This window comes from Seongchinamella sediminis, assembly GCF_003457605.1.
Classification (GTDB): domain Bacteria; phylum Pseudomonadota; class Gammaproteobacteria; order Pseudomonadales; family Halieaceae; genus Halioglobus; species Halioglobus sediminis.
The window spans coordinates 20,614-40,173 of the sequence record NZ_QRAN01000003.1; the positions used below are offsets into that span (position 1 = coordinate 20,614).

Sequence of the window (19,560 nt, forward strand, 5' to 3'; positions counted from 1 at the left end):
TGCATTACGGGTCCGGTACAAAAACCGTTACCTTCCCGATGCTTATGCCACTTTTATGCAGCAAGTTAGCAATGACTCGCGAACCGGACGGTCCCCGAAGTGCTCACCAGCCGAAAAACCAGCCGCCCTTGTCCAGGTCTTGTTCGCAGCTGTTCAACTGTTGCCGGTAACTGCCAGCCCGGCGCTCGACCTTGCGGGCAACGTCAGTCAGCCACTTCTTGGATTTGTAAGTGCCGCGTTGATAGCCGCCCTGACCCTCGTGATAGGCGAGATAAAGGCGATAGGTGTCACCCTTGGCAATACCGTTGCGCCGGTTGGACTGGTGGTTATACCAGCCGATGAAATCGATGGCATCGCCAAAGTCGTCGCGGTCGGCGCCATAATTGCCGGCGCTGCGCTTGTATTCCTTCCACGTGGATTTCTTGGCCTGGCTGTAACCGTAGGCGTCAGAGGGCCGGGGCCCGGGAATAAAACCGAAGATCTTCTTCCGTGGCGGTTTGGCCCTGGCCTGGTAGCGTGATTCCTGGTGCATGATGGCCATCATTACCGGAATGGGGCTGCCCCAGGTACTGCGGGCATCATCGGCGTCGCCGTACCAGCGCCTCTTCTCTTTGAAAATGTCACAGAGGTCATTGACGTTCGACGGGGGCGAGGTGGTACAGCCGACAAGGCCCGGCAAGAGTATCGCCAGCGCGAGCGGCTTCCAGCGGTTCACGCATCCACCCCGTGACTCTCCAGCAGGGCCACAAAGGTGGCTTCATCGATGACCTCGATACCCAGTTCCGTGGCCCTGGCCAGCTTGGACCCTGCCCCGGGCCCGGCAACCACACAGCTGGTTTTGGCGGACACGCTGCCGGCCACCTTTGCCCCCAGCATCTGCAGCGCCGCCTTGGCCTCGTTACGGCCCATGACTTCCAGCTTGCCGGTAACAACCCAGGTCTGGCCAGCCAACGGCAGCTCTTCCTGCTCCACCACCTCGATATCCGGCCAGGACACCCCCTGGTCCCGCAGGGACTGGGCGATAGACATGCCCGCCTCGGAATCAAAAAACTGACGCAGGTGATCCGCCACCACCGGACCCACGTCATCGACTTCCAGCAGCTTTTCTTCACTGGCCGCCACCAGCGCTTCCCAGCTGCCAAAGTGCCGGGCGAGATTCAGTGCCGTGGCCTCTCCCACCTCGCGGATACCCAGGGCGAAAATAAACCGCGGCAGGGTCGTGCTCTTGCTGTTCTCTATGGACTGTAACAGCTTACTCACTGACTTCTCGCCCATGCGCTCCAGCCCGAGCAGCTGCTCTCTCTCCAGCCGGTATAGCCCGGCGACATTCTCTACCAGTGCCCGATCCACCAGTTGCTCCACCAGCTTGTCGCCGAGGCCGTCGATATCCATGGCCCGGCGGGAGACAAAATGCTTGATCGCCGCCTTTTGCTGCGCCGCGCACACCAGTCCGCCCATGCAGCGCAGCACCGCCTCGTCGGCGGCGCGCTCGGTAACGGAACCGCACACCGGGCACCTGCCGGGAAATACCACCGGCTTCGCGTCCGGCGGTCGCCGGTCGCTAACCACCGACACCACCTGGGGGATTACATCGCCGGCCCGGCGCACGATGACCGTGTCGCCAATCATCACACCCAGGCGCTCGACCTCGTCGCTGTTGTGCAGGGTGGCGTTGCTCACTGTGACCCCACCGACAAACACCGGCTCCAGCCGCGCCACCGGCGTGATCGCCCCGGTGCGGCCGACCTGGAATTCGACGCCGACCACACGGGTCATTTCTTCCTGGGCCGGGAACTTGCGGGCGATCGCCCAGCGCGGCGCACGGGACACAAAACCGAGTTTGCGCTGCAGGTCCAGGCGATTCACCTTGTAGACGATGCCATCGATATCGTAGGGCAGTGTATCGCGGCGTCCGGCGATATCACTGTAATACGCCTCACAGGCAGCTATGCCGGTGACCACCCTGGACTCGCTGTTAATCCGCAGGCCCCAATCGTGCAGGCGGTCGAGCACCGCAAATTGCTCGCCCGGCAGCTCGCCATCCGCCACCAAACCGACGCTGTAACAGCACATCTGCAGCGGGCGCCGGGCGGTAATGCGGGCGTCGAGCTGGCGCAAACTGCCGGCGGCGGCGTTACGGGGGTTTACAAACGGCTTGCTGCCCTCTTCCCGCGCCCGCAGGTTGAGTTCCTCGAAGCCAGCGCGGGGCATGTAAATCTCGCCCCTGACCTCGAGCACCGCCGGGTAGCCCTCGCCGCGCAGCTGCAGGGGAATGGAGGGAACGGTGCGCACGTTGTGGGTAATGTCCTCGCCGGTAGTGCCATCTCCGCGGGTGGCGCCCCGCTCCAGCGCGCCATGGCGATACAGCAGGCTGACCGCGATGCCGTCGAGCTTGGGTTCACAGCAGTACTCTATCGGGGTATCGACGGCCTTGAGCCGCTCCCGCACGCGGCGGTCGAAACTTTCCAGCTCGCCGGCATCAAAGGCGTTATCCAGGGACAGCATCGGGACTTCGTGCGCCACCTGGCGGAATTGTTCCAGGGGTTGTGCGCCGATCCGCTGGGTGGGTGAATCCGCGCTTACCAGTTCCGGGTGACGGGCTTCGATCTCCTGCAACTGGCGCAGGCAGCGGTCATACTCTGCATCGGGAACGCTGGGGTCGTCCAGCACGTAGTAGCGGTAATTCCACTCCCGCAGTTGCTCGCGCAACCGCAGGACTTCGGCCTGGAGAGCAGCATCGGACATGGCTGTAGCTGGGCTTAGCGGGTTTGCGCCAGCAGGCGGCGCTCCAGGTCACGGATTTGCTGGCGGCAGTGCTCGAGGGTTTGCCTGGTCAGCACGCTGCGGGATTCGTCGAGCACGTCGCCGCCCAGGTTACGAGCCACCGCCTGGGCTGTTTCCAGCATGTAATCAAAGGCTTTCATCATGTCTTCGGGCCCGGGCAGGGTCAGGAAAAACACCAGCCCAGGGGTGTTGAAGTCGGCCATATTATCGATATCGAACACGCCAGGCTGCATCATATTGGCCACGCTGAACTGAATCGCGCCCTTGCCCGCCTCGAACTCATGGCGATGGAAAAAGTTCATATCGCCAAAGCGCAGGTCGCAGGCCAGCAGGATGTGGAGGATGTCCTCGCCCTTGAAACCCCGGGCATCCCGGGCGACCACGTTGAACATGAACACTTCCGGGTCGATATCACGGGGCAGGCGTCCGGGCGCTGCAGGATCGGGCCGGGGCTCTGTATCGCGATCGGCGCCCATGCCGTCCAGCCAGTCGAGGTTTTCCGGGCTGTCGCCCGCGGCGGACATACCGGCGGTTACCGTATCCGGGGCCACTTCGGCCTGATCGCTGTCGTCGGGGCTATCGTCTGCCAGCTCCGGGGCCGCATCGGCGGCCGCGGTCTGCTCCTTGTGACCGGCCGCGCGCAGCAGGTCGCCGCGCTTCACGGTGCGGGCGCCGCCATTGGGCAGCTCCTTGAGCCACTGCAGGTCCTCGTCGCCCTCACTGACATTGCGCTCCCCGGAGGTGGACAGTTTTACCTTGACCCGGGAGTACTTGTCACTGCGCACCCGTCGCCAGGCATCAAGCAGCACCGCCATGATCAGCAGTACCCCGATTATGACCATCCAGTCGCGTATGGTTAACTCTGCCATTGCCAGGACCTATCAGCTCGCCGCCAGTTCTGCCGCTTCTTCGACATCTACAGTTACCAGGCGCGACACGCCCGGCTCATGCATGGTTACGCCCATTAACTGATCCGCCTGTTCCATGGTGATCTTGTTGTGGGTAATGAAAATAAACTGCACCTTCTCGGACATTTCCTTCACCATCCGCGCATAGCGGCCGGTGTTGGCGTCGTCCAGCGGCGCGTCCACCTCGTCCAGCATACAGAACGGCGCCGGGTTGAGCTGGAAGATGGAGAATACCAGGGCAATCGCCGTCAAGGCCTTCTCGCCACCGGACAACAGGTGAATGGTACTGTTTTTCTTGCCCGGAGGTCGAGCCATGATGGCGATACCGGTGTCGAGCAAATCGTCGCCCGTCATTTCCAGGTAGGCGCTACCACCGCCGAACACCCGCGGAAACAGTTCCTGCAGGCCGTTATTCACCTTGTCGAAGGTTTCCTGGAAGCGGTTGCGGGTTTCCTTGTCGATCTTGCGGATGGCGCTCTCCAGGGTGTTGAGCGCCGTTTCCAGATCCTCGTTCTGGGAATCGAGGTAGTTTTTTCGTTCCGACTGGAGGTTGTATTCGTCGATGGCCGCGAGGTTGATCGGCCCCAGCCGGGCAATACGGCTGGCAATCTTTTCCAGCTGCCGTTGCCACTCGTGTTCGGAGGCTTCCTCAGGCATGGTGCCCAATACCGCCTCCAGGTCCTGCTCGCCTTCCTGCAACTGCCGCTGGACGTTCTCGCGCTGCACCTGCAGGGTCTGGTTGCTGATCCGCTGTTGTTCCAGCTCGCTGCGCACAGATTCGGCGCGGTGCTCGATGCCCGCCCGCTGCTGCTCGCATTGACGCAGCTGGTGCTCGACCTCGGCTACCGCCTGGCGGGCCTCGCTGAGTTCGCCCTCGGCCACCAGGCGCAATTCCAGCTGCTGCTCCAGTTCCTGTTGCAGGTGATCCAGCGGGTTGTCGTTATCGGCCATGCTGCGCTGCAGGTTCTCCCGGCGCTCGCGCATCTGCGCTACCTGGCTGTTGGTGCGCTCGATGGACTGGCGGATGGAGCCCAGCTGGGTTTGTAGCGACTGGTAGCGCATGGCCGCCTGGTGGGAGGCGTCCTTGTCGTGACGGGCTTTCTGCCGGCAGCTGTCCAGGGTGCCGCGGGTTTCGTCGCGCACCGACAGCAGGTCCTCGCGGCGCTGGGAGTCGGACTCCATGCCCTCGATGGCTTCGGACAGCAACTGCCTGGCCTCGGCGATGGATTCCTGTTCCTGCTGGAATTGCTCCCGGGCTTCCGCGATATCGCTGCCGAGGCGTTCACGGCGAGCGGCGATCTGCTCTACCTTGGCCTGCAGTGCCGACAGCTGGGCACTGGCGTCGGCATGCTGGCGGGTAGCGGCCTGCAGTTCGCGCTGGGCCACCTGGCGCTGTTCCTCCAGCTGGCTCAAGCGCTCCTGGCTTGCCGCCAGCTCCTCTTCCAGCTGTTGTTCCCGCTCAACACTGGACGCCAGCGCCTGCTCCAGCTGCTCCAGCTCCTGCTGGCGCTTGATCACACCGCCCTGCTGGTCCGCCAGGCGGGTAACCCGCAACCAGTTGCGCCCCAGCCAGACCCCCTCACGGGTGATAATGGATTCGCCGTCCGCCAGCGAGCTGCGCCGGGTCATGGCCTGGGTCAGGTCGTCAGCTACCCGGACGCCGTTCAACAGCACCGCGGCATGGCCCTGGCTGCGCACTTTGGCCGCCAGGAAGTCGTCCGCCAGCGGGGCTTCCGCACCGCCCTCAACCAGCGCCAGCTGGCCCTGCTCGAGGCTGCCCAGCATTTCGCCCAGCGGGCCGAGGTCATCCACACAGACCGCCTGCAGGTAGTCCCCGAGCACGGTTTCCACCGCCAGCTGCCAGCCGTCGTCGACCTGCAGCTGCTCCAGCAGGCGCGGTTTATCGGCGACCTGCTGCGCCTGCAGCCAGTCCCCCACCCCGGCGCTGCCATCGTCCATCGCGGCCTGTTGCAGGGCTTCCAGGGAGGCCTGGCGGCCACGCAGTTGCTGCAGGGTGGAGCGCACGTCATTGAGTGCCGTGGACAGCTGGCTATTGCGTTCGCGGGTGGCGGACACCTCGTCGACCAGGGATTCGGCACTGGACTCGTGCTCCGCCATGAGCAGCTCGATCTCGGCCAGTTGCTCACCCAGGGTTTCCATTTCGCCGTCATCAGGGCCTGGCGCAAGTGCCGCCTGCTCTTCCTCGAGCTGGCGGATGCGGCCCTGGCTGCGCTGCAGCACCTGCTCCAGGTGCTGGATACGGGACTGCTGTACCTCGGCCTGCTGCCGCGGCTGGGCAGCATGGTGGTTAAACTCATCCCACCGGTTCTGCCAGTCGTGCATGGCCTCCTCGGCCTGCACCAGGGCCTCGGCGGAAGCCTCTTCCACCTCCTGCAGCATCTCCAGCTCCGGGGCCAGGGTTTCCACCTCCTGCTCCCAGCTCACCAGCTTGTCCCGGTCATCGCCCAGATGGCTTTCGGCCTGCTCCAGCGATGCGAGGGTTTGCGCCAGGTCCTCGGACAGCTGCCTGCTGCGTTCCTGCTGGTGCTTGATGGTCTGCTCGATGCGGGCCACTTCCGACCCCAGGGAGTAATAGGTCGCCTGTACCTTGTTGAAACTGTCGTTGCGGTCGCTGTGCTCCACCCGGTGCTGCTCGATCGCGGTGTCCACCTGCTGGTGTTCCGCGTGCACCGACTCCAGCTTGACTTCCAGCTCGGCGATGGCCTGGCTGGCGGCCCTGACCTGCTGGTCCAGCTCGCGCCACTGCAGTGCCTGCAGCTGACCCTTGTAGCGGCGCTCTTCTGCCTTGTACTCTCTGTACTTCTCCGCAGCCTGCGCCTGACGCTGCAAATGCTGCAGCTGCCGGTCCAGCTCTTCGCGCAGGTCGGTGAGCCGCTCCAGGTTATCCAGGGTGCGGCGCATCCGGCTCTCGGTTTCCTTGCGCCGCTCCTTGTACTTGGAAATACCGGCGGCTTCCTCGATGAACACGCGCAGCTCCTCGGGCTTGGACTCGATCAGCCGGGAGATCATGCCCTGCTCGATAATGGCGTAGCTGCGGGGGCCGAGACCGGTACCGAGGAAGATATCGGTGATATCCCGGCGCCGGCACCTGGTGCCGTTGAGGAAATATTCGGATTGCCCCTCGCGGGACACCTGGCGCTTGATGGAAATTTCCGCGTAGCTGGCGTATTCACCGCCAACACCGCCATCGTGGTTATCGAATACCAGCTCGATGGCGGCCTGGCCAACAGGCTGGCGGTTCACCGAGCCGTTGAAGATCACGTCGGTCATGGACTCGCCGCGCAGGTTTTTGGCGGAACTCTCGCCCATGACCCAGCGCACGGCGTCGATGACATTGGATTTTCCGCAGCCGTTGGGGCCGACTACAGCGCACATATTGCTGGGGAAGTTGACTGTCGTCGGGTCGACGAAAGACTTGAAACCCGCCAGCTTGATTGACTTTAGTCTCATTGAACTTTAATTGCCCGCTTTATCTTGCTGTTTTTTATAGGAATTACCGGGTAAAACCCAGAAATCACCCCAACCCGGAAACACAAGATATAGTGTATAGACTTTGATCGGGTGACACTACGCCCTGAGCCAAAAAAGCGCCAACTTTAGCGCCGGGAGCCTAGCTTCCAGCGGTGGGGCTGAGGACGATCTGCACCGGCTCGACCGAGTCGCCGGGGGCCAGCGGGCCCGCCTGTCCCAGCCAGCTGCTATTGGCCTCCCCGGGCTGGCCGCCGGGCGAGACCTGCACCACGACCATGACCGAGGCTGTCTCCGACAGTTTTTGCCCGGCCATGGACTTGCTATCATCGAGGCGCAGGGTGGCCGGCAGGTCGGCACCGCGCAGACGCTGCACGGCAATTGGCATGCGGCTGTCGCTGGCGGCATTCCGCGCCAGCACGAACACCGTGTCACCGGGCGCCACCTGGCCGCCCTCGGGCAGCGCCACCGACACGGTAACCCCGGCTCCGGCCTCGTCGGCAGCCGGCCCGGCTGCGGGCTCGCTATCGCCGGCGGCCATTGCCGGCGCCTCCCCCAGCCGTTCCAGGGCGGTGGCAATAATGCCGGATATCATTTGCCGGGTTTCGGATCCCGGCGGTTCCATCGCCACCAGGCGCTGCCAGTACTCGACCGCGGCCCGGTACTGACCCTGCTCGAAGGACGCCATGCCCAGCAGGCCCAGGGCCGTGCGCTGGTGCGGGTCGATGGCCAGGGCCTGCTCCGCCCGCATGCGGGCGCTGTCATTCAGTTGTCTGCCAGCGGCGAGATACCGGGCCTGGGCGGCATAGGCCAGTGCCGCCGCATCCTCGGGCGCAGCGCTGATCAGCTCGTCGTAGGCCTCGGCGGCGCGGGCGTAATCCTGCAGGCCCATATAGTAACGCCCCAGCATGGCCACGTAGTGCAGATTGTCCGGACGTTGCCCGGCGCGTTCCTCGATCGCCAGCATCAGCGCATCCATCTCCTGGGGCGTGCTGCTATCGTCCAGGGACTGCAACTGGCGGGCAATCAACACATCCGGGGCGGCACCCAGGCGATAGTAGAGGACGATGGCGAACAGGCTGATAAGCGGGACCAGGATCCAGGCGGGGAAGCCGCTGCGGCTGGCGCCTGGCGTGTGAGCCGGCGGCACCACGCCCTCCTCGTCCTCCAGCAGGCGCAGGCGCGCATCCTCGGCCAGCGCCTCATCGCCCTCGTTGTCGAGTTCCTGCTGCCGCTGGCGATACCACTGCAGGTTGGCTTCGGCGAGGTCCTGTTCGCTGACACCGTCGTGGCGGGACAGGGGCCGGATATAAAACAGTGCACTGAACAGCAACAGCGCTGCACAGGCGATAATAAGTAGGGTCACTGGTCTTGTTTCGCCTTTTCCATCAGTGCCTGCAGGCGCTGCTGCTCCTCATCGCTCAGGGCGACTCCGGCGCTGTCTTTCCTGCGCCCACGCAGGGTCATTACCACAATGGCGAGGCCGAGGGCGAGCAACAGCAAGGGGGCCAGCCAGAGCATGGCGGTGGCGCCGGAGAACCGGGGCCGGTAGCTGACAAACTCGCCATAGCGATCGACCATATACTGGCGGATTTCATCGTCGGTAGCGCCCGCTTCCAGCTGCTCGTACAGCAGGCGCCGGAGATCCTGGGAAATAGGCGCGTTGGAGTCGGCAATGTTCTGGTTCTGGCACTTGGGGCAGCGCAACTCCTCGCTCAGCGCCTGGTAGCGCTGCTGCAGCGCCGGGTCACTGAACTGGTAGGTCTCGATCACCGCCAGCGCCGGCAGCGCCAGCAGCAACAACAGTGGCAACAAGCGTCTCATCAGTTGGCCTCTCCCTGCTGCAATTGCTGGTACAGGGGCTGCAGGATGGTGGTCCAGACCCGCTCGTCGACCACGCCCACGTGGCGGTAGCGCACCAGACCGCTGGCATCCACCAGGTAGGTCTCAGGGGCACCGTAGACCCCCAGGTCCAGCCCCAGCGTACCCTGACGGTCGGCGATACTGGCCACATAGGGGTCACCGAGGTCCCGCAACCAGCCGAGGGCAGCCGCATCGTCGTCCTTGTAATTGATACCGTAAATGGCCACGCCCTGCTCCGCCAGTTCGGTCAGGTAGGGGTGCTCTACCCGGCAGGATACGCACCAGGTCGCCCAGACATTGAACAGCGCCACCTCACCGGTTACCGCGTCCTTGTCCAGCACTTCCTCACGGCCCAGGGCCGGCAGCGTGAATGCGGGAAAGGGCCTGTCGATCAGTGCCGAGGGTAGCTCTTTCGGGTCCAGCGACAGGCCGCGCATCAGGAACAGGGCCAGGACGACGAACAGGATCAGCGGCAGGAACAGCTTCAGCCTAGCTGGCATACTGCGCACCCTTTGCCGGTACCGCCGCGCGGCGGGACTGGCTGCGATAGCGTTTGTCCATTACCGTGACAAACCCGGCCAGCCCCATGAATATCGCCCCCAGCCACATCCAGCGCACCATGGGCTTGTAATGCAGGCGGATTGCCCAGGCACCCTGCTCACCGATGGGCTCGCCCATGGCGATGTACAGGTCGCGGAACAGCCCCGGATCGATGGCGGCCTCGGTCATTATTGAACCGCCGGCGAGGTAGCGGCGCTTCTGCGGTGCCAGCTCGGCGATCTTCCGGCCCTCCCGGTACACCTCGAAGCGCGCCTCGTCGGCGACAAAATTAGGACCGCGAACCTGGGCCACTTCGATAAAGCGGTATTCGTAACCCGCCAGGGTTTCCCGGTCACCGGGGCTCATTTTCAGGTCGTGCTCTATGCTGTACTGGCTGGTGGCGACCACCCCGACCACGCAGGCGGCAAAGCCGAGGTGCCCCAGTACCATGCCCCAGTAGCTGGGGGTCAGCCGTTTGAGGCCACCACCAGCACCGCTGCGACCGCCAATCCTGAACCAGGCATCCCGGGCCATGCCCAGCACCACCCAGGCGGCCAGCAACACCGCCAGCGCCACCCACAGGTTGTACTCCGCACCGAACAGCGGCAGGGTCAGCGCGCACACCAGCGCGACGATGCCCGGCACCAGCAACTCAGCCTTCCAGCGCTGGCCGCTGTCCCGTTTCCAGCGGGAGATTGGCGCGATTCCCATGAAGGGCGCCAGCAGTGCCATCAGCGGCACAAACACGGCATTGAAGTACGGCGGTCCCACCGAGTACTTGCCCTGGCCCAGGGCATCCATGATCAGCGGGAACAGGGTGCCGAACAGCACCGTCAGGGTCGCGACCAGGAACACCACGTTATTGAGCAGCAGCAGCGATTCACGCGACAGCCAGGAGAAACTCACCCGACTGCTCACCGCCGGTGCGCGCAGGGCATACAGCGTGAGGGAGCCCCCGACCACAATGGCCAGGAAAATCAGGATGAACATACCCCGCGCCGGGTCGGTGGCGAAGGCATGCACCGACGTCAGCACGCCGGAGCGAACCATAAAGGTGCCCAGCAGGCTGAGGGAAAAGGCAAAAATCGCCAGCAGCACGGTCCAGCTCTTGAACAGGCCGCGCTTTTCGGTCACCGCCAGCGAATGCAGCAGCGCCGTGCCCGCCAGCCAGGGCATGAACGAGGCGTTCTCAACCGGGTCCCAGAACCACCAGCCGCCCCAGCCCAGTTCATAGTAGGCCCACCAGCTGCCCAGCATGATGCCGAGGCTGAGAAAGGCCCAGGCCACGTTGGTCCAGGGCCGCGACCAGCGCGCCCAGGAGGCGTCGAGCCTGCCGCCCAGCAGGGCGGCAATGGCAAAGGCGAAGGCCACGGAAAAGCCGACATAGCCCATATACAGCAGGGGGGGATGAATGATCAGCCCGGGGTCCTGCAGCAGCGGATTGAGGTCGTTGCCGTCAACCGGGACGCTCGGTAGCAGGCGGGCAAAGGGGTTGGAGGTCAACAGCGAAAACGACAGGAAACCGACGGATATGGCCCCCATCACCGACAGTACCCGGGCCAGCACCAGCAGCGGCAGCTGGGAGCTGAACAGCGCCACCGCGGCGGTCCACAGGCACAGGATCAGGCCCCACAACAGCAGGGAGCCCTCGTGGTTGCCCCACACGGCGGAAAACTTGTAAATCGGCGGCAGCAGGGAATTGCTGTTATTGGCGACCACGGTCACCGAAAAATCGTCCTGCAGGAACGCCGTACAGAGGCAGACAAAGCTGATGAATACCATCCCCAGCATGCCCAGGGAGAGGCCGGGGGCCAGGGACATGGCCGATACGTTGCGCTGCCAGGCGCCCCAGGCTGGCACGATGGTCAATACCAGGGCCAGGGCCAGGCCGAGAATGAGGGCAAAGTGACCTATCTCCGGGATCACTGTTTCACACCCTTGTGGTCATAGCCGGACTTCTCCAGGGCGTCCGCCACTTCTGGCGGCATGTAGTTCTCGTCGTGTTTGGCCAGCACTTCGGTCGCCTGCAGGATGCCATCCTCCCCCAGCTTGCCCGAGGCAACCGCACCCTGGCCCTCGTCAAACAGGTCGGGAAGAATGCCCTCGTAGACCACCGCCACGGTGGCTTCATAATCGGTGAGCTCAAAACGCACGGCCAGGCTGTTGTCGGAGCGCTCGACGCTGCCGTCGACCACCATGCCGCCAACCCGAATCGGCTGCCCCACCGGCGCCTCGCCCGCAGCCACCTCCGCGGGTGGGAAGAACAGGTTGATATTACCGCGCAGGCCATAGGTCACCAGGCCGACCGCGGCGCTGGAAAAAACAACGATGAACAGGACCAGGTAAAGCCGCTGTTTACGAACTGGATGCATTGGATTCCCCCTCGACATTTAGAGCACCGGCAGTCCGGCGAAGTTCCCCTCGCGCCTGGTTAATAAAGCGCGTCCGGCGACGTAACGGCGCCAGCAGGACCAGCAGGATCACCAGCACGGTGATCAGGTAGGCGGCCCAGACGTAGGGGCCGTGGCCGTCCATGTACAGCAGCGCCTGCAGGCTGTCGAAATACATCAGCCCCGCTCCCCCAGAACCAGTTTGCGTACCCACTTGGTGCGCCGCTCGCGCTCCAGCAGTTCGGCACGCATGTTCATCAGCAGCGCGCAGGTGAACATCAGGTAAAAGGCGGCAATCATCAACAGCAGCGGATACAGCATGCTGGGGTCGATGGTCGATTCGCCGGTAAACTTGATCGATGCCGGCTGGTGCAGGCTGTACCACCAGTCCACCGACTTGTAGATGATGGGGATATTGACCGTACCCACCAGGCTGAGCACGGCGCAGGCTTTCGCCGCCGCCTCCTTGTTGTCATAGGCCTCGTAGAGGGCGACCACACCCAGGTAGAGAAATAGCAGGATCAGCATCGAGGTGATACGGGCATCCCACACCCACCAGGTGCCCCAGGTGGGCTTGCCCCAGATGGCGCCGGTGACCAGGGCGACGAAGGTCAGCGCCGCGCCGATCGGGGCACAGGATTTCATCGCCACATCCGCCATTTTCATTTTCCAGATCAGGCTGACGGCCCCGGCAATCGCCATCACGTAATAGCCGGCCAGAGCGACCACCGCTGCCGGCACGTGGATATAAATGATGCGATAGCTGTTGCCCTGGCGGAAATCGGGGGCGGTGAACAGCACGCCCCAGACCATACCCGCCAACAAGGCCAGCAGGGTCAGCGGCAACAGGTAGCGAAGAATGGTTCCGGAGATCCCGTAAAGCCAGGGCGGGGAACCGAGTTTATGGAAGAAGGTCCACATAGCGGCGGCAATTATACAGGCGCCCGGGGGACGAACAAGCGCTTGTCCCAATCTCGCCTGACCCAGGTCAAGTTATTCTCAGGCATCAACGCTAATCCGCAGGCCGGCGGCGGTTGCCACCGGCGCCAGGGCGATCGCCAGGGACAGCATGGCGCCGAGAATCGCCAGGTAGGGCCCCGCCGACGCACCGATAACCGCCGCCTTGACCGCAGCGCTGCCAAAAATCAGTACCGGCATATAAAGCGGCAGGATCAGCAGTGAGATCAGCATGCCGCCGCGCTTGAGGCCCACGGTCAGGGCAGCGCCGATGGCGCCCACCAGGCTGAGCACCGCTGTGCCCAGCAGCAGGCTGGCCAACAGCGCACCAATACCGGCCGCCGGCAGGTTGAGCATGACGGCGAACAGCGGCGAGACCAGCGCCAGCAACACCCCGGTCACCAGCCAGTGAGCGACAACATAGGACAGCACCGACAGGTACAGCGGCTGGGGCGCCAGCAACAGCTGTTCGAGACTGCCATCATCGAAATCACTGCGAAACACCCCGTCAGAGGTCAGCAGGTTGGACAGCAGAGCAATAATCCACAGGATACCCGGGGCGAAATCGGCCAGCTTGTCGGGTTCCGGACCCAGCCCCAGGGGAAACAGGGCCACCACCATGGCAAAGAACAGCAGCGGGTTGCCGATCTCTACCGGCCGGCGGATGGCCAGCACCAGCTGGCGCCGCAGCAGGCGCAGGCAGAACTCCCCGGTCGACGGCGCGTTCACCCGACGATTCCCGTGCCAAGGTTGAGCCGGGAGATCGGGTAATCCACCGCCAGCGCCTGGTGCGAGGTGAGCAGCACCGCCCCGCCCCCGCCGGCATGGGCGGCGAACAGGGACTCCAGTTCACGCACGCCTTTCACATCGATCGCGGTGAAGGGCTCGTCCAGTAACCACAGCGGTGACTGCGACAGGTAGAGCCGGGCCAGGTTGACCCGGCGATGCTGGCCGGCGGACAGGGCGTGACTGGGCACGTCCTCGTAACCGTAAAGCCCTACCCTGGCCAGCGCCTCCTCGATCTGGCTATTGTCGAACAGCCCCTCCCCCGACACATGCCAGGCGAGGTTCTCCCGCGGGGTCAGCATGGCTTTAACCGCGCTGTGGTGCCCCAGGTAGAGCATGGCGGCGGCGCGGACAACACGGCCCTCAAAGCCATAGCGCGAGAGTCCGGCGAGAATCCGGATCAGGCTGGTTTTGCCGGCGCCGTTGGCGCCCTCGACCTGCACCAGCTGCCCGCCAAAGACCTCGAACGACAGCCCCTGGAACAGCTGCCGCCCCCCGCGCTCCAGCGAGAGGTTGTCGGCTGCCAGCAGGGGCGCGCTCTGGGATCGGTTGGTCAGAGGTTCACCACGTTGACCACGGGGATATGAAGGTCGGTATCGACCTGCTCCGCCCGCAGGCTGGTGAAATCGAACAGCTCACCATCGGCCAGTTGCGAGGGAGCCACATTGCGGATGCTGCGGAAAATAGTCTCGGTGCGACCGGGGTACTCCCGCTCCCACTGGGCCAGCATCTTTTTCACCTGCACCCGCTGCAGATTCTCCTGGGAGCCGCACAGGTTGCAGGGGATGATCGGGAAGGCCTTGTAATCCGCATAGGCCGCCAGGTCCTTTTCCTTGCAGTAAGCCAGCGGCCGGATGACCACATTCTTCCTGTCATCGGACAGCAACTTGGGCGGCATGGCCTTGAGGCTGCCATTGAAGAACATATTGAGGAACAGGGTTTCGACGATATCGTCCCGGTGGTGACCCAGGGCGATCTTGCTCGCCCCGATGTCCCGGGCGAAGCCATACAGGCTGCCGCGGCGCAGGCGCGAGCACAGGCCGCAGGTGGTCTTGCCCTCGGGCACCACTTCCTTGACGATGCTGTAAGTGTCCTTTTCCAGGATGTAATAGGGCACCGCCAGGGCGTCCAGGTAGTCCGGCAACACGTGCTCGGGAAAGCCGGGCTGCTTCTGGTCCAGGTTCACCGCCACCAGCTCGAAGTTCACCGGCGCCGAGTGCTGCAGGTTGAGCAGCACGTCCAGCATGGCGTAGGAGTCCTTGCCCCCGGACAGGCACACCATGACCTTGTCGCCTTCCTCGATCATGTTGTAATCGACGATGGCGTTACCCACGTTGCGCCGCAGCCGCTTCTGCAACTTGTTGAACTCGGTTTTTTCCTTGCGTGATAACTCGCGCACAATAATGGCCGTTAGTGCTTGATTTGGCGCGCATTTTACTCGCAGGCAGGGCTGCCCGTCCACCGCTTCCTGAGCTAATTCACTTCCTGCCCACCCGGCCCGGCCAACGAAAAAACATAGCGTCCATTCGCCAAACCCATCCCGACCATAGTCGAAGGTGCCTTGTATTTTGTGGCCAATAGAACCAAAATACGCGCCCCTGAACACCCCATCCCAACATCTGCGAGGACAGCATCCCGATGAAAACACCTGTACGCGTGACCGTGACCGGCGCCGCGGGCCAGATTGGCTACGCGCTGCTTTTCCGCATCGCCTCCGGCTCCATGCTGGGCGACGACCAGCCCGTTATTCTGCAACTGCTGGATATCACTCCTGCCATGGAAGCGCTGCAGGGCGTTAAAATGGAACTGGAAGACTGCGCCTTCCCGCTGTTGAACGACATTGTCTGCACCGATGACCCCAATGTGGGCTTCAAGGACGCCGACTACGCGCTGCTGGTTGGGGCCCGCCCCCGTGGCCCCGGCATGGAGCGCAAGGACCTGCTGGAGGCCAACGCCGCCATCTTCTCGGTCCAGGGCAAGGCCATTAATGACAACGCCAGCCGCGACATCAAGGTGCTGGTGGTGGGCAACCCGGCCAACACCAACGCGCTGATCACCCAGCGCAACGCGCCGGACATCGATCCCCGCAACTTCACTGCGATGACCCGCCTGGATCACAATCGCGCCATGACCCAGATCGCCCAGAAAACCGGCAAGACAGTCAACGATGTCAGCAACATGACCATCTGGGGCAACCACTCCGCCACCCAGTACCCCGACCTGTTCAATACCAAAGTGGCCGGCGATTCCGCCATTAGCCTGGTGGACCAGGAGTGGTACGAGGACGAGTTCATCCCCGTGGTCCAGCAGCGCGGCGCCGCTATCATCAAGGCACGCGGCGCCTCCTCCGCTGCCTCCGCAGCCAACGCCGCCATCGACCACATGCGCTCCTGGGCGCTGGGCACCGAGGGTGACGACTGGGTATCCATGGGCGTGTACTCCGACGGCTCCTACGGCATTACCGAGGGCCTGATCTACTCATTCCCCTGCCGCTGTGACAACGGCGACTGGAGCATTGTCCAGGGTGTCGAAGTTGGCGAGTTCAGCCAGGCCAAGATGAGCGCGACCGAGCAGGAGCTGGTAGAGGAGCGCGACGCGGTGCAGCACCTGCTGCCATAAACGCCACCCAGCTACAGAAAGCGCCCCGGATTCACCGCGGCGCTTTTTTTTCGCCCGGTTGGACCCGGGCGGAGATTCCTGCTGTAATGCCAAACCATGACTGATAATGCTGGCAATAAGACCTACCACCACGGCAACCTGCGTGCAGAACTGCTGGATACAGCGATTGCCGAACTGCGCGAGACCGGTGCCGAGGACCTCAGCCTGCGAGCGCTGGCCCGCGCCATCGGCGTTTCCCAGACCGCACCCTATCGCCACTTCGCCGACAAGGGCGAATTGCTGGCGGCGATGGCCACCCGCGGCTACCGGGAGCTCTACCAGGCGCTGAAGCTTGCCGGTGACAACGCCGGTGACTGCCCCACCGACCAGCTGCTGGCCTTTGCCCATGCCTACGTGGACTATGCGGCCAATAACCCGGCCATGTTCAAGCTGATGTTCGGGCCCGCGGTGCAACCGGCGGCCCGCTACCCGGAATTGCGCGAGGCCAGCCGGGAGACGCTGAGCCTGGTCCAGCAGATCCTGCAGCGGGGAATCGACCAGGGGCTGTACACTGACCAGGAAAATACCACCTACCTCACCAACGCCGGCTGGTCGGGCATCTACGGTCTGGCGACCTTGCGGGTCGATGCGCCCGAGCTGTTCGTGCGCCATATCGACCTCAAGACGCAGGTTGAACTCGGGGTGCGGACCTTCATCGCCGGTATCAGCAGCGATAACTACCGGCCGCGGCCGACCGTCAGCGTCGACGGCTAGATTTCCCGCAGCAACACCACCGGCGGGCTGGATACCACCCGCCGGCAGCTGTAAACCCCGAGACCGGCGATGAGCACGGTGCCCACCAGCAGGCCCAGGGGCCACAGCCAGGGCGACAAACTGTAATTCATATCCAGCACGAACAGCTGCAGGATGGCAACGGAGAGTTCCGCCGCCACGGTGGCCAGCACTCCGGCGAACAGTCCCAGGGTGGCAAACTCTATCAGCAGGCCACCTAAAATCAGTTGCCGGCGGGCACCCAGCGCCCGCAGGATGGAACTCTCGTGCATGCGGGCGTCGACGCTGGCCTGCACGCCCGCCACCAGCACCAGGGCGCCGGTGGCGAGGATGATTGCCAACACCAGTTCCACCGCCGCTGACACCTGGTTGACGATACTGCGAATCTGGTCGATCACCAGGTCCATTTCAATCACCGTCACGGTCGGAAAACTGCGGATGAAGCGGTTGAGGAAGACCTTGTTGTCCGCCGCCAGGTGAAAACTGGTCATGAAGGTCGCGGGATAGTCAGCCAGCAACTGCGGTGGAAACACCAGGAAGAAGTTGGGTCGCATGGATTGCCAGTCCAGCTCCCTGATACTGGCCACCGTCGCCTCCAGCGGCTGCGCCCCCACCAGGAAAGACACCCTGTCACCCACATCCAGTTCCATCCGCTCGGCGAATTCGCGCTCTACCGAAACCAGCGCCTCAGTAGTGCCCTCCGGCCACCACTGGCCCGCCACCAGTTTATTGCCCGTGGGCAGCCGGCTGGACCAGGTGAAATTGGTCTCCCGCTGCCGTGGCCCGTCTTCCACCACCTCGCGAGTGGGCAGCGGCTGGTCGTTAACGGCCATGATCCGGCCACGAATCATCGGGTACAGGGCCTCGCTGGGGACGCCCTCTTCCCGCAGCATCTGCTCTACCGACTGCAGTTCCCCGGGGCCGATGTTAATCATGAAGTGGTTGGGGGCATCCGCCGGCAGCTGGGTCTGCCACTCGTCTATCAGCGAGGTGCGCACCAGCACCAGTACCAGCAGCAGCATGATGGCCATGGCGAAAATAACCACCTGCAGGGCGTTGGCGGCCCCCCGGCGCTGCAAACCGGCCAGGGCCAGCCGCCAGATGCTGCCCGCGCTCATGCCCACCATGCGCCCGCCCTTGAGGAGGGTCAGCGCCAGCACCATGCCCAGGCCGACCGTGATAGCCAGGCCCGCGAGCACGGCAGCGGTCAACTTCCAGTCACCGGAATACCACAGCATCAGGGCGCTCACCGCCAGCAACCCCACCAGGTAGTCGCCGATGGAGCGGCGGGTTTCCAGGGGCAGATCCCGGCGCAATACCCGCAGCGGGCTGGCCAGGCTGAGCCGGCGCAGCGGCGGCCAGGCAAAACACACCAGGCAGGTCAGTGCGGTGGCGCTGCCGATCAGGTAGGGCCTGGCGCCCGCGGCGCCTGGCTGTACCGGCAACTGGTCGGCAAACACGCTGAAAAACAGCGCCTGGATGGCCCAGCCGAGCAGGCAACCGAGCACCGTGGCCACTACTCCCAGCAACAGCAGGCTGCGCCCGTAGAGCAAATTGATGGTGGCGGCGGTGGCGCCCAGGCTCTTCATGATCGCCACGTAATCATTGTGGCGTTCGCTGAAGCGGCCCGCCGCAAGGGCGATGGCCACCCCGGCGAGAACCACCCCGAGACTGCCCGCCAGCAGCAGGAAACTCTCCGCCCGCTGCAGGGCCCTGCCGATACCCGGCTGGCCCTGGTCAATATCCAGCAGCCGCTGTCCCGGCTGCAGCTGTGCTTCCAGGCGCGCCCGGTGCTGTAGCAGCACGGTCTCCTCACCCGCGTAAAGCTGTCGGAATTCGACCCTGCTTCCGGGCTGGACCACCCCGGTCGCGGTAATGTCAGCATAATTCATCAGCAGGCGCGGGCCGTAGCCGTACATGCCGGCAGCCTGGTCGGGCTCGGCGCGCACTGCGCCGCTGACCCGGAAACGGGCGTCGCCGACGGTCACCGTACTGTCCACGGCCACGTCCAGCAGCGGGAACAACCTTGAATCCAGCCAGACCTCCCCCGGACCGGGGCCGGCCGGCACCTTGCGGGGCTCGGCGAATGGCTCTCTGCTGAAGCTGAGTTCACCGCGCAGCGGATAGGCGGGCGAGACGGCCTTCACCGAAACCAGCTGCATGCTGTCTCCGGCGGCATAGACCATAGACGGAAACGCCAGGGTGGTGGCGGTGGCCAGGCCGGCGTCCTGCGCCTCCTGCAGCCACTCGGCGGGCATTTCATGACTGCTGCGCACCACCAGGTCAGCGGCGAGAAAGCGGTGGCTCTCCTGTTCCAGGGCGCTCTGCAGCCTGGTGGTGAAGGCGCTGATTCCCGAGACCACCCCCACGGCAAGCACCAGCGCCATCACCAGTATGCCCAGTTCGCCGCCGCGCCAGTCACGGGCCAGCATGCGCGTTGCAGTTACCGACAC

Annotated in this window: 17 protein-coding genes; 2 read left to right on the forward strand and 15 right to left on the reverse strand. The window is 64.0% G+C overall.

What is annotated here, in order from left to right:
* Positions 1-103: 103 nt before the first annotated feature.
* From DWB85_RS03240 to ttcA, 14 genes are all read right to left on the reverse strand, one after another.
* Complete coding sequence (locus DWB85_RS03240; protein WP_162845987.1) at positions 104-715, reverse strand: transglycosylase SLT domain-containing protein; 612 nt, start codon at positions 713-715, stop codon at positions 104-106.
* Positions 712-2,745 (reverse strand): NAD-dependent DNA ligase LigA, encoded by a 2,034-nt coding sequence (gene ligA, locus DWB85_RS03245; RefSeq protein ID WP_117952776.1) that lies wholly within the window; start codon positions 2,743-2,745, stop codon positions 712-714. Before ligA ends, DWB85_RS03240 begins: the two co-directional genes overlap by 4 nt.
* 14 nt (positions 2,746-2,759) lie before the next feature.
* Positions 2,760-3,653 (reverse strand): cell division protein ZipA, encoded by an 894-nt coding sequence (zipA, locus tag DWB85_RS03250; RefSeq protein ID WP_117952777.1) that lies wholly within the window; start codon positions 3,651-3,653, stop codon positions 2,760-2,762.
* 12 nt (positions 3,654-3,665) lie between these two features.
* Positions 3,666-7,163, reverse strand: a complete 3,498-nt coding sequence (smc, locus tag DWB85_RS03255; RefSeq protein ID WP_117952778.1) for a chromosome segregation protein SMC — start codon at positions 7,161-7,163, stop codon at positions 3,666-3,668.
* Positions 7,164-7,323: 160 nt separating this feature from the next.
* A complete protein-coding gene (gene ccmI / locus DWB85_RS03260) occupies positions 7,324-8,547 on the reverse strand; it encodes a c-type cytochrome biogenesis protein CcmI (protein WP_117952779.1) in 1,224 nt (407 codons plus the stop codon).
* A complete protein-coding gene (locus tag DWB85_RS03265) occupies positions 8,544-9,005 on the reverse strand; it encodes a cytochrome c-type biogenesis protein (RefSeq protein WP_117952780.1) in 462 nt (153 codons plus the stop codon). Before DWB85_RS03265 ends, ccmI begins: the two co-directional genes overlap by 4 nt.
* On the reverse strand, positions 9,005-9,544 hold the full coding sequence (locus DWB85_RS03270; RefSeq protein ID WP_117952781.1) for a DsbE family thiol:disulfide interchange protein: 540 nt from the start codon (positions 9,542-9,544) through the stop codon (positions 9,005-9,007). The genes DWB85_RS03265 and DWB85_RS03270 overlap by 1 nt, the downstream gene beginning before the upstream one ends.
* Complete coding sequence (locus tag DWB85_RS03275) at positions 9,534-11,510, reverse strand: heme lyase CcmF/NrfE family subunit (protein WP_117952782.1); 1,977 nt, start codon at positions 11,508-11,510, stop codon at positions 9,534-9,536. The genes DWB85_RS03270 and DWB85_RS03275 overlap by 11 nt, the downstream gene beginning before the upstream one ends.
* Entirely contained in the window at positions 11,507-11,956 is a 450-nt protein-coding gene (gene ccmE, locus DWB85_RS03280) for a cytochrome c maturation protein CcmE (protein ID WP_117952783.1), read from the reverse strand. The genes DWB85_RS03275 and ccmE overlap by 4 nt, the downstream gene beginning before the upstream one ends.
* Positions 11,940-12,152 carry a heme exporter protein CcmD gene (gene ccmD, locus DWB85_RS03285; RefSeq protein WP_117952784.1) on the reverse strand — a complete coding sequence of 71 codons (213 nt, stop codon included), beginning with the start codon at positions 12,150-12,152 and terminating at the stop codon, positions 11,940-11,942. The genes ccmE and ccmD overlap by 17 nt, the downstream gene beginning before the upstream one ends.
* Positions 12,152-12,895, reverse strand: coding sequence for a heme ABC transporter permease (locus DWB85_RS03290; protein ID WP_117952785.1), 744 nt, complete (start codon positions 12,893-12,895; stop codon positions 12,152-12,154). Before DWB85_RS03290 ends, ccmD begins: the two co-directional genes overlap by 1 nt.
* A gap of 78 nt (positions 12,896-12,973) precedes the next feature.
* Positions 12,974-13,660 (reverse strand): heme exporter protein CcmB, encoded by a 687-nt coding sequence (ccmB, locus tag DWB85_RS03295; protein WP_117952786.1) that lies wholly within the window; start codon positions 13,658-13,660, stop codon positions 12,974-12,976.
* Positions 13,657-14,247: a cytochrome c biogenesis heme-transporting ATPase CcmA gene (gene ccmA, locus DWB85_RS03300; protein WP_117952787.1), complete on the reverse strand. Its 591-nt coding sequence runs from the start codon at positions 14,245-14,247 to the stop codon at positions 13,657-13,659. Before ccmA ends, ccmB begins: the two co-directional genes overlap by 4 nt.
* 23 nt (positions 14,248-14,270) lie before the next feature.
* On the reverse strand, positions 14,271-15,116 hold the full coding sequence (ttcA, locus tag DWB85_RS03305; RefSeq protein WP_117952788.1) for a tRNA 2-thiocytidine(32) synthetase TtcA: 846 nt from the start codon (positions 15,114-15,116) through the stop codon (positions 14,271-14,273).
* Positions 15,117-15,355: 239 nt separating this feature from the next.
* Between ttcA and DWB85_RS03310 the strand changes: the two genes are divergently transcribed.
* Together DWB85_RS03310 and DWB85_RS03315 are read left to right on the forward strand one after the other, a co-directional pair.
* Positions 15,356-16,336: a malate dehydrogenase gene (locus tag DWB85_RS03310; RefSeq protein WP_117952789.1), complete on the forward strand. Its 981-nt coding sequence runs from the start codon at positions 15,356-15,358 to the stop codon at positions 16,334-16,336.
* A 96-nt stretch (positions 16,337-16,432) separates the two neighbouring features.
* On the forward strand, positions 16,433-17,089 hold the full coding sequence (locus DWB85_RS03315; protein ID WP_117952790.1) for a TetR/AcrR family transcriptional regulator: 657 nt from the start codon (positions 16,433-16,435) through the stop codon (positions 17,087-17,089).
* Here DWB85_RS03315 and DWB85_RS03320 read toward each other — a convergent pair.
* Entirely contained in the window at positions 17,086-19,560 is a 2,475-nt protein-coding gene (locus tag DWB85_RS03320) for an ABC transporter permease (protein ID WP_338055629.1), read from the reverse strand. The two genes, DWB85_RS03315 and DWB85_RS03320, sit on opposite strands and share 4 nt — an antisense overlap.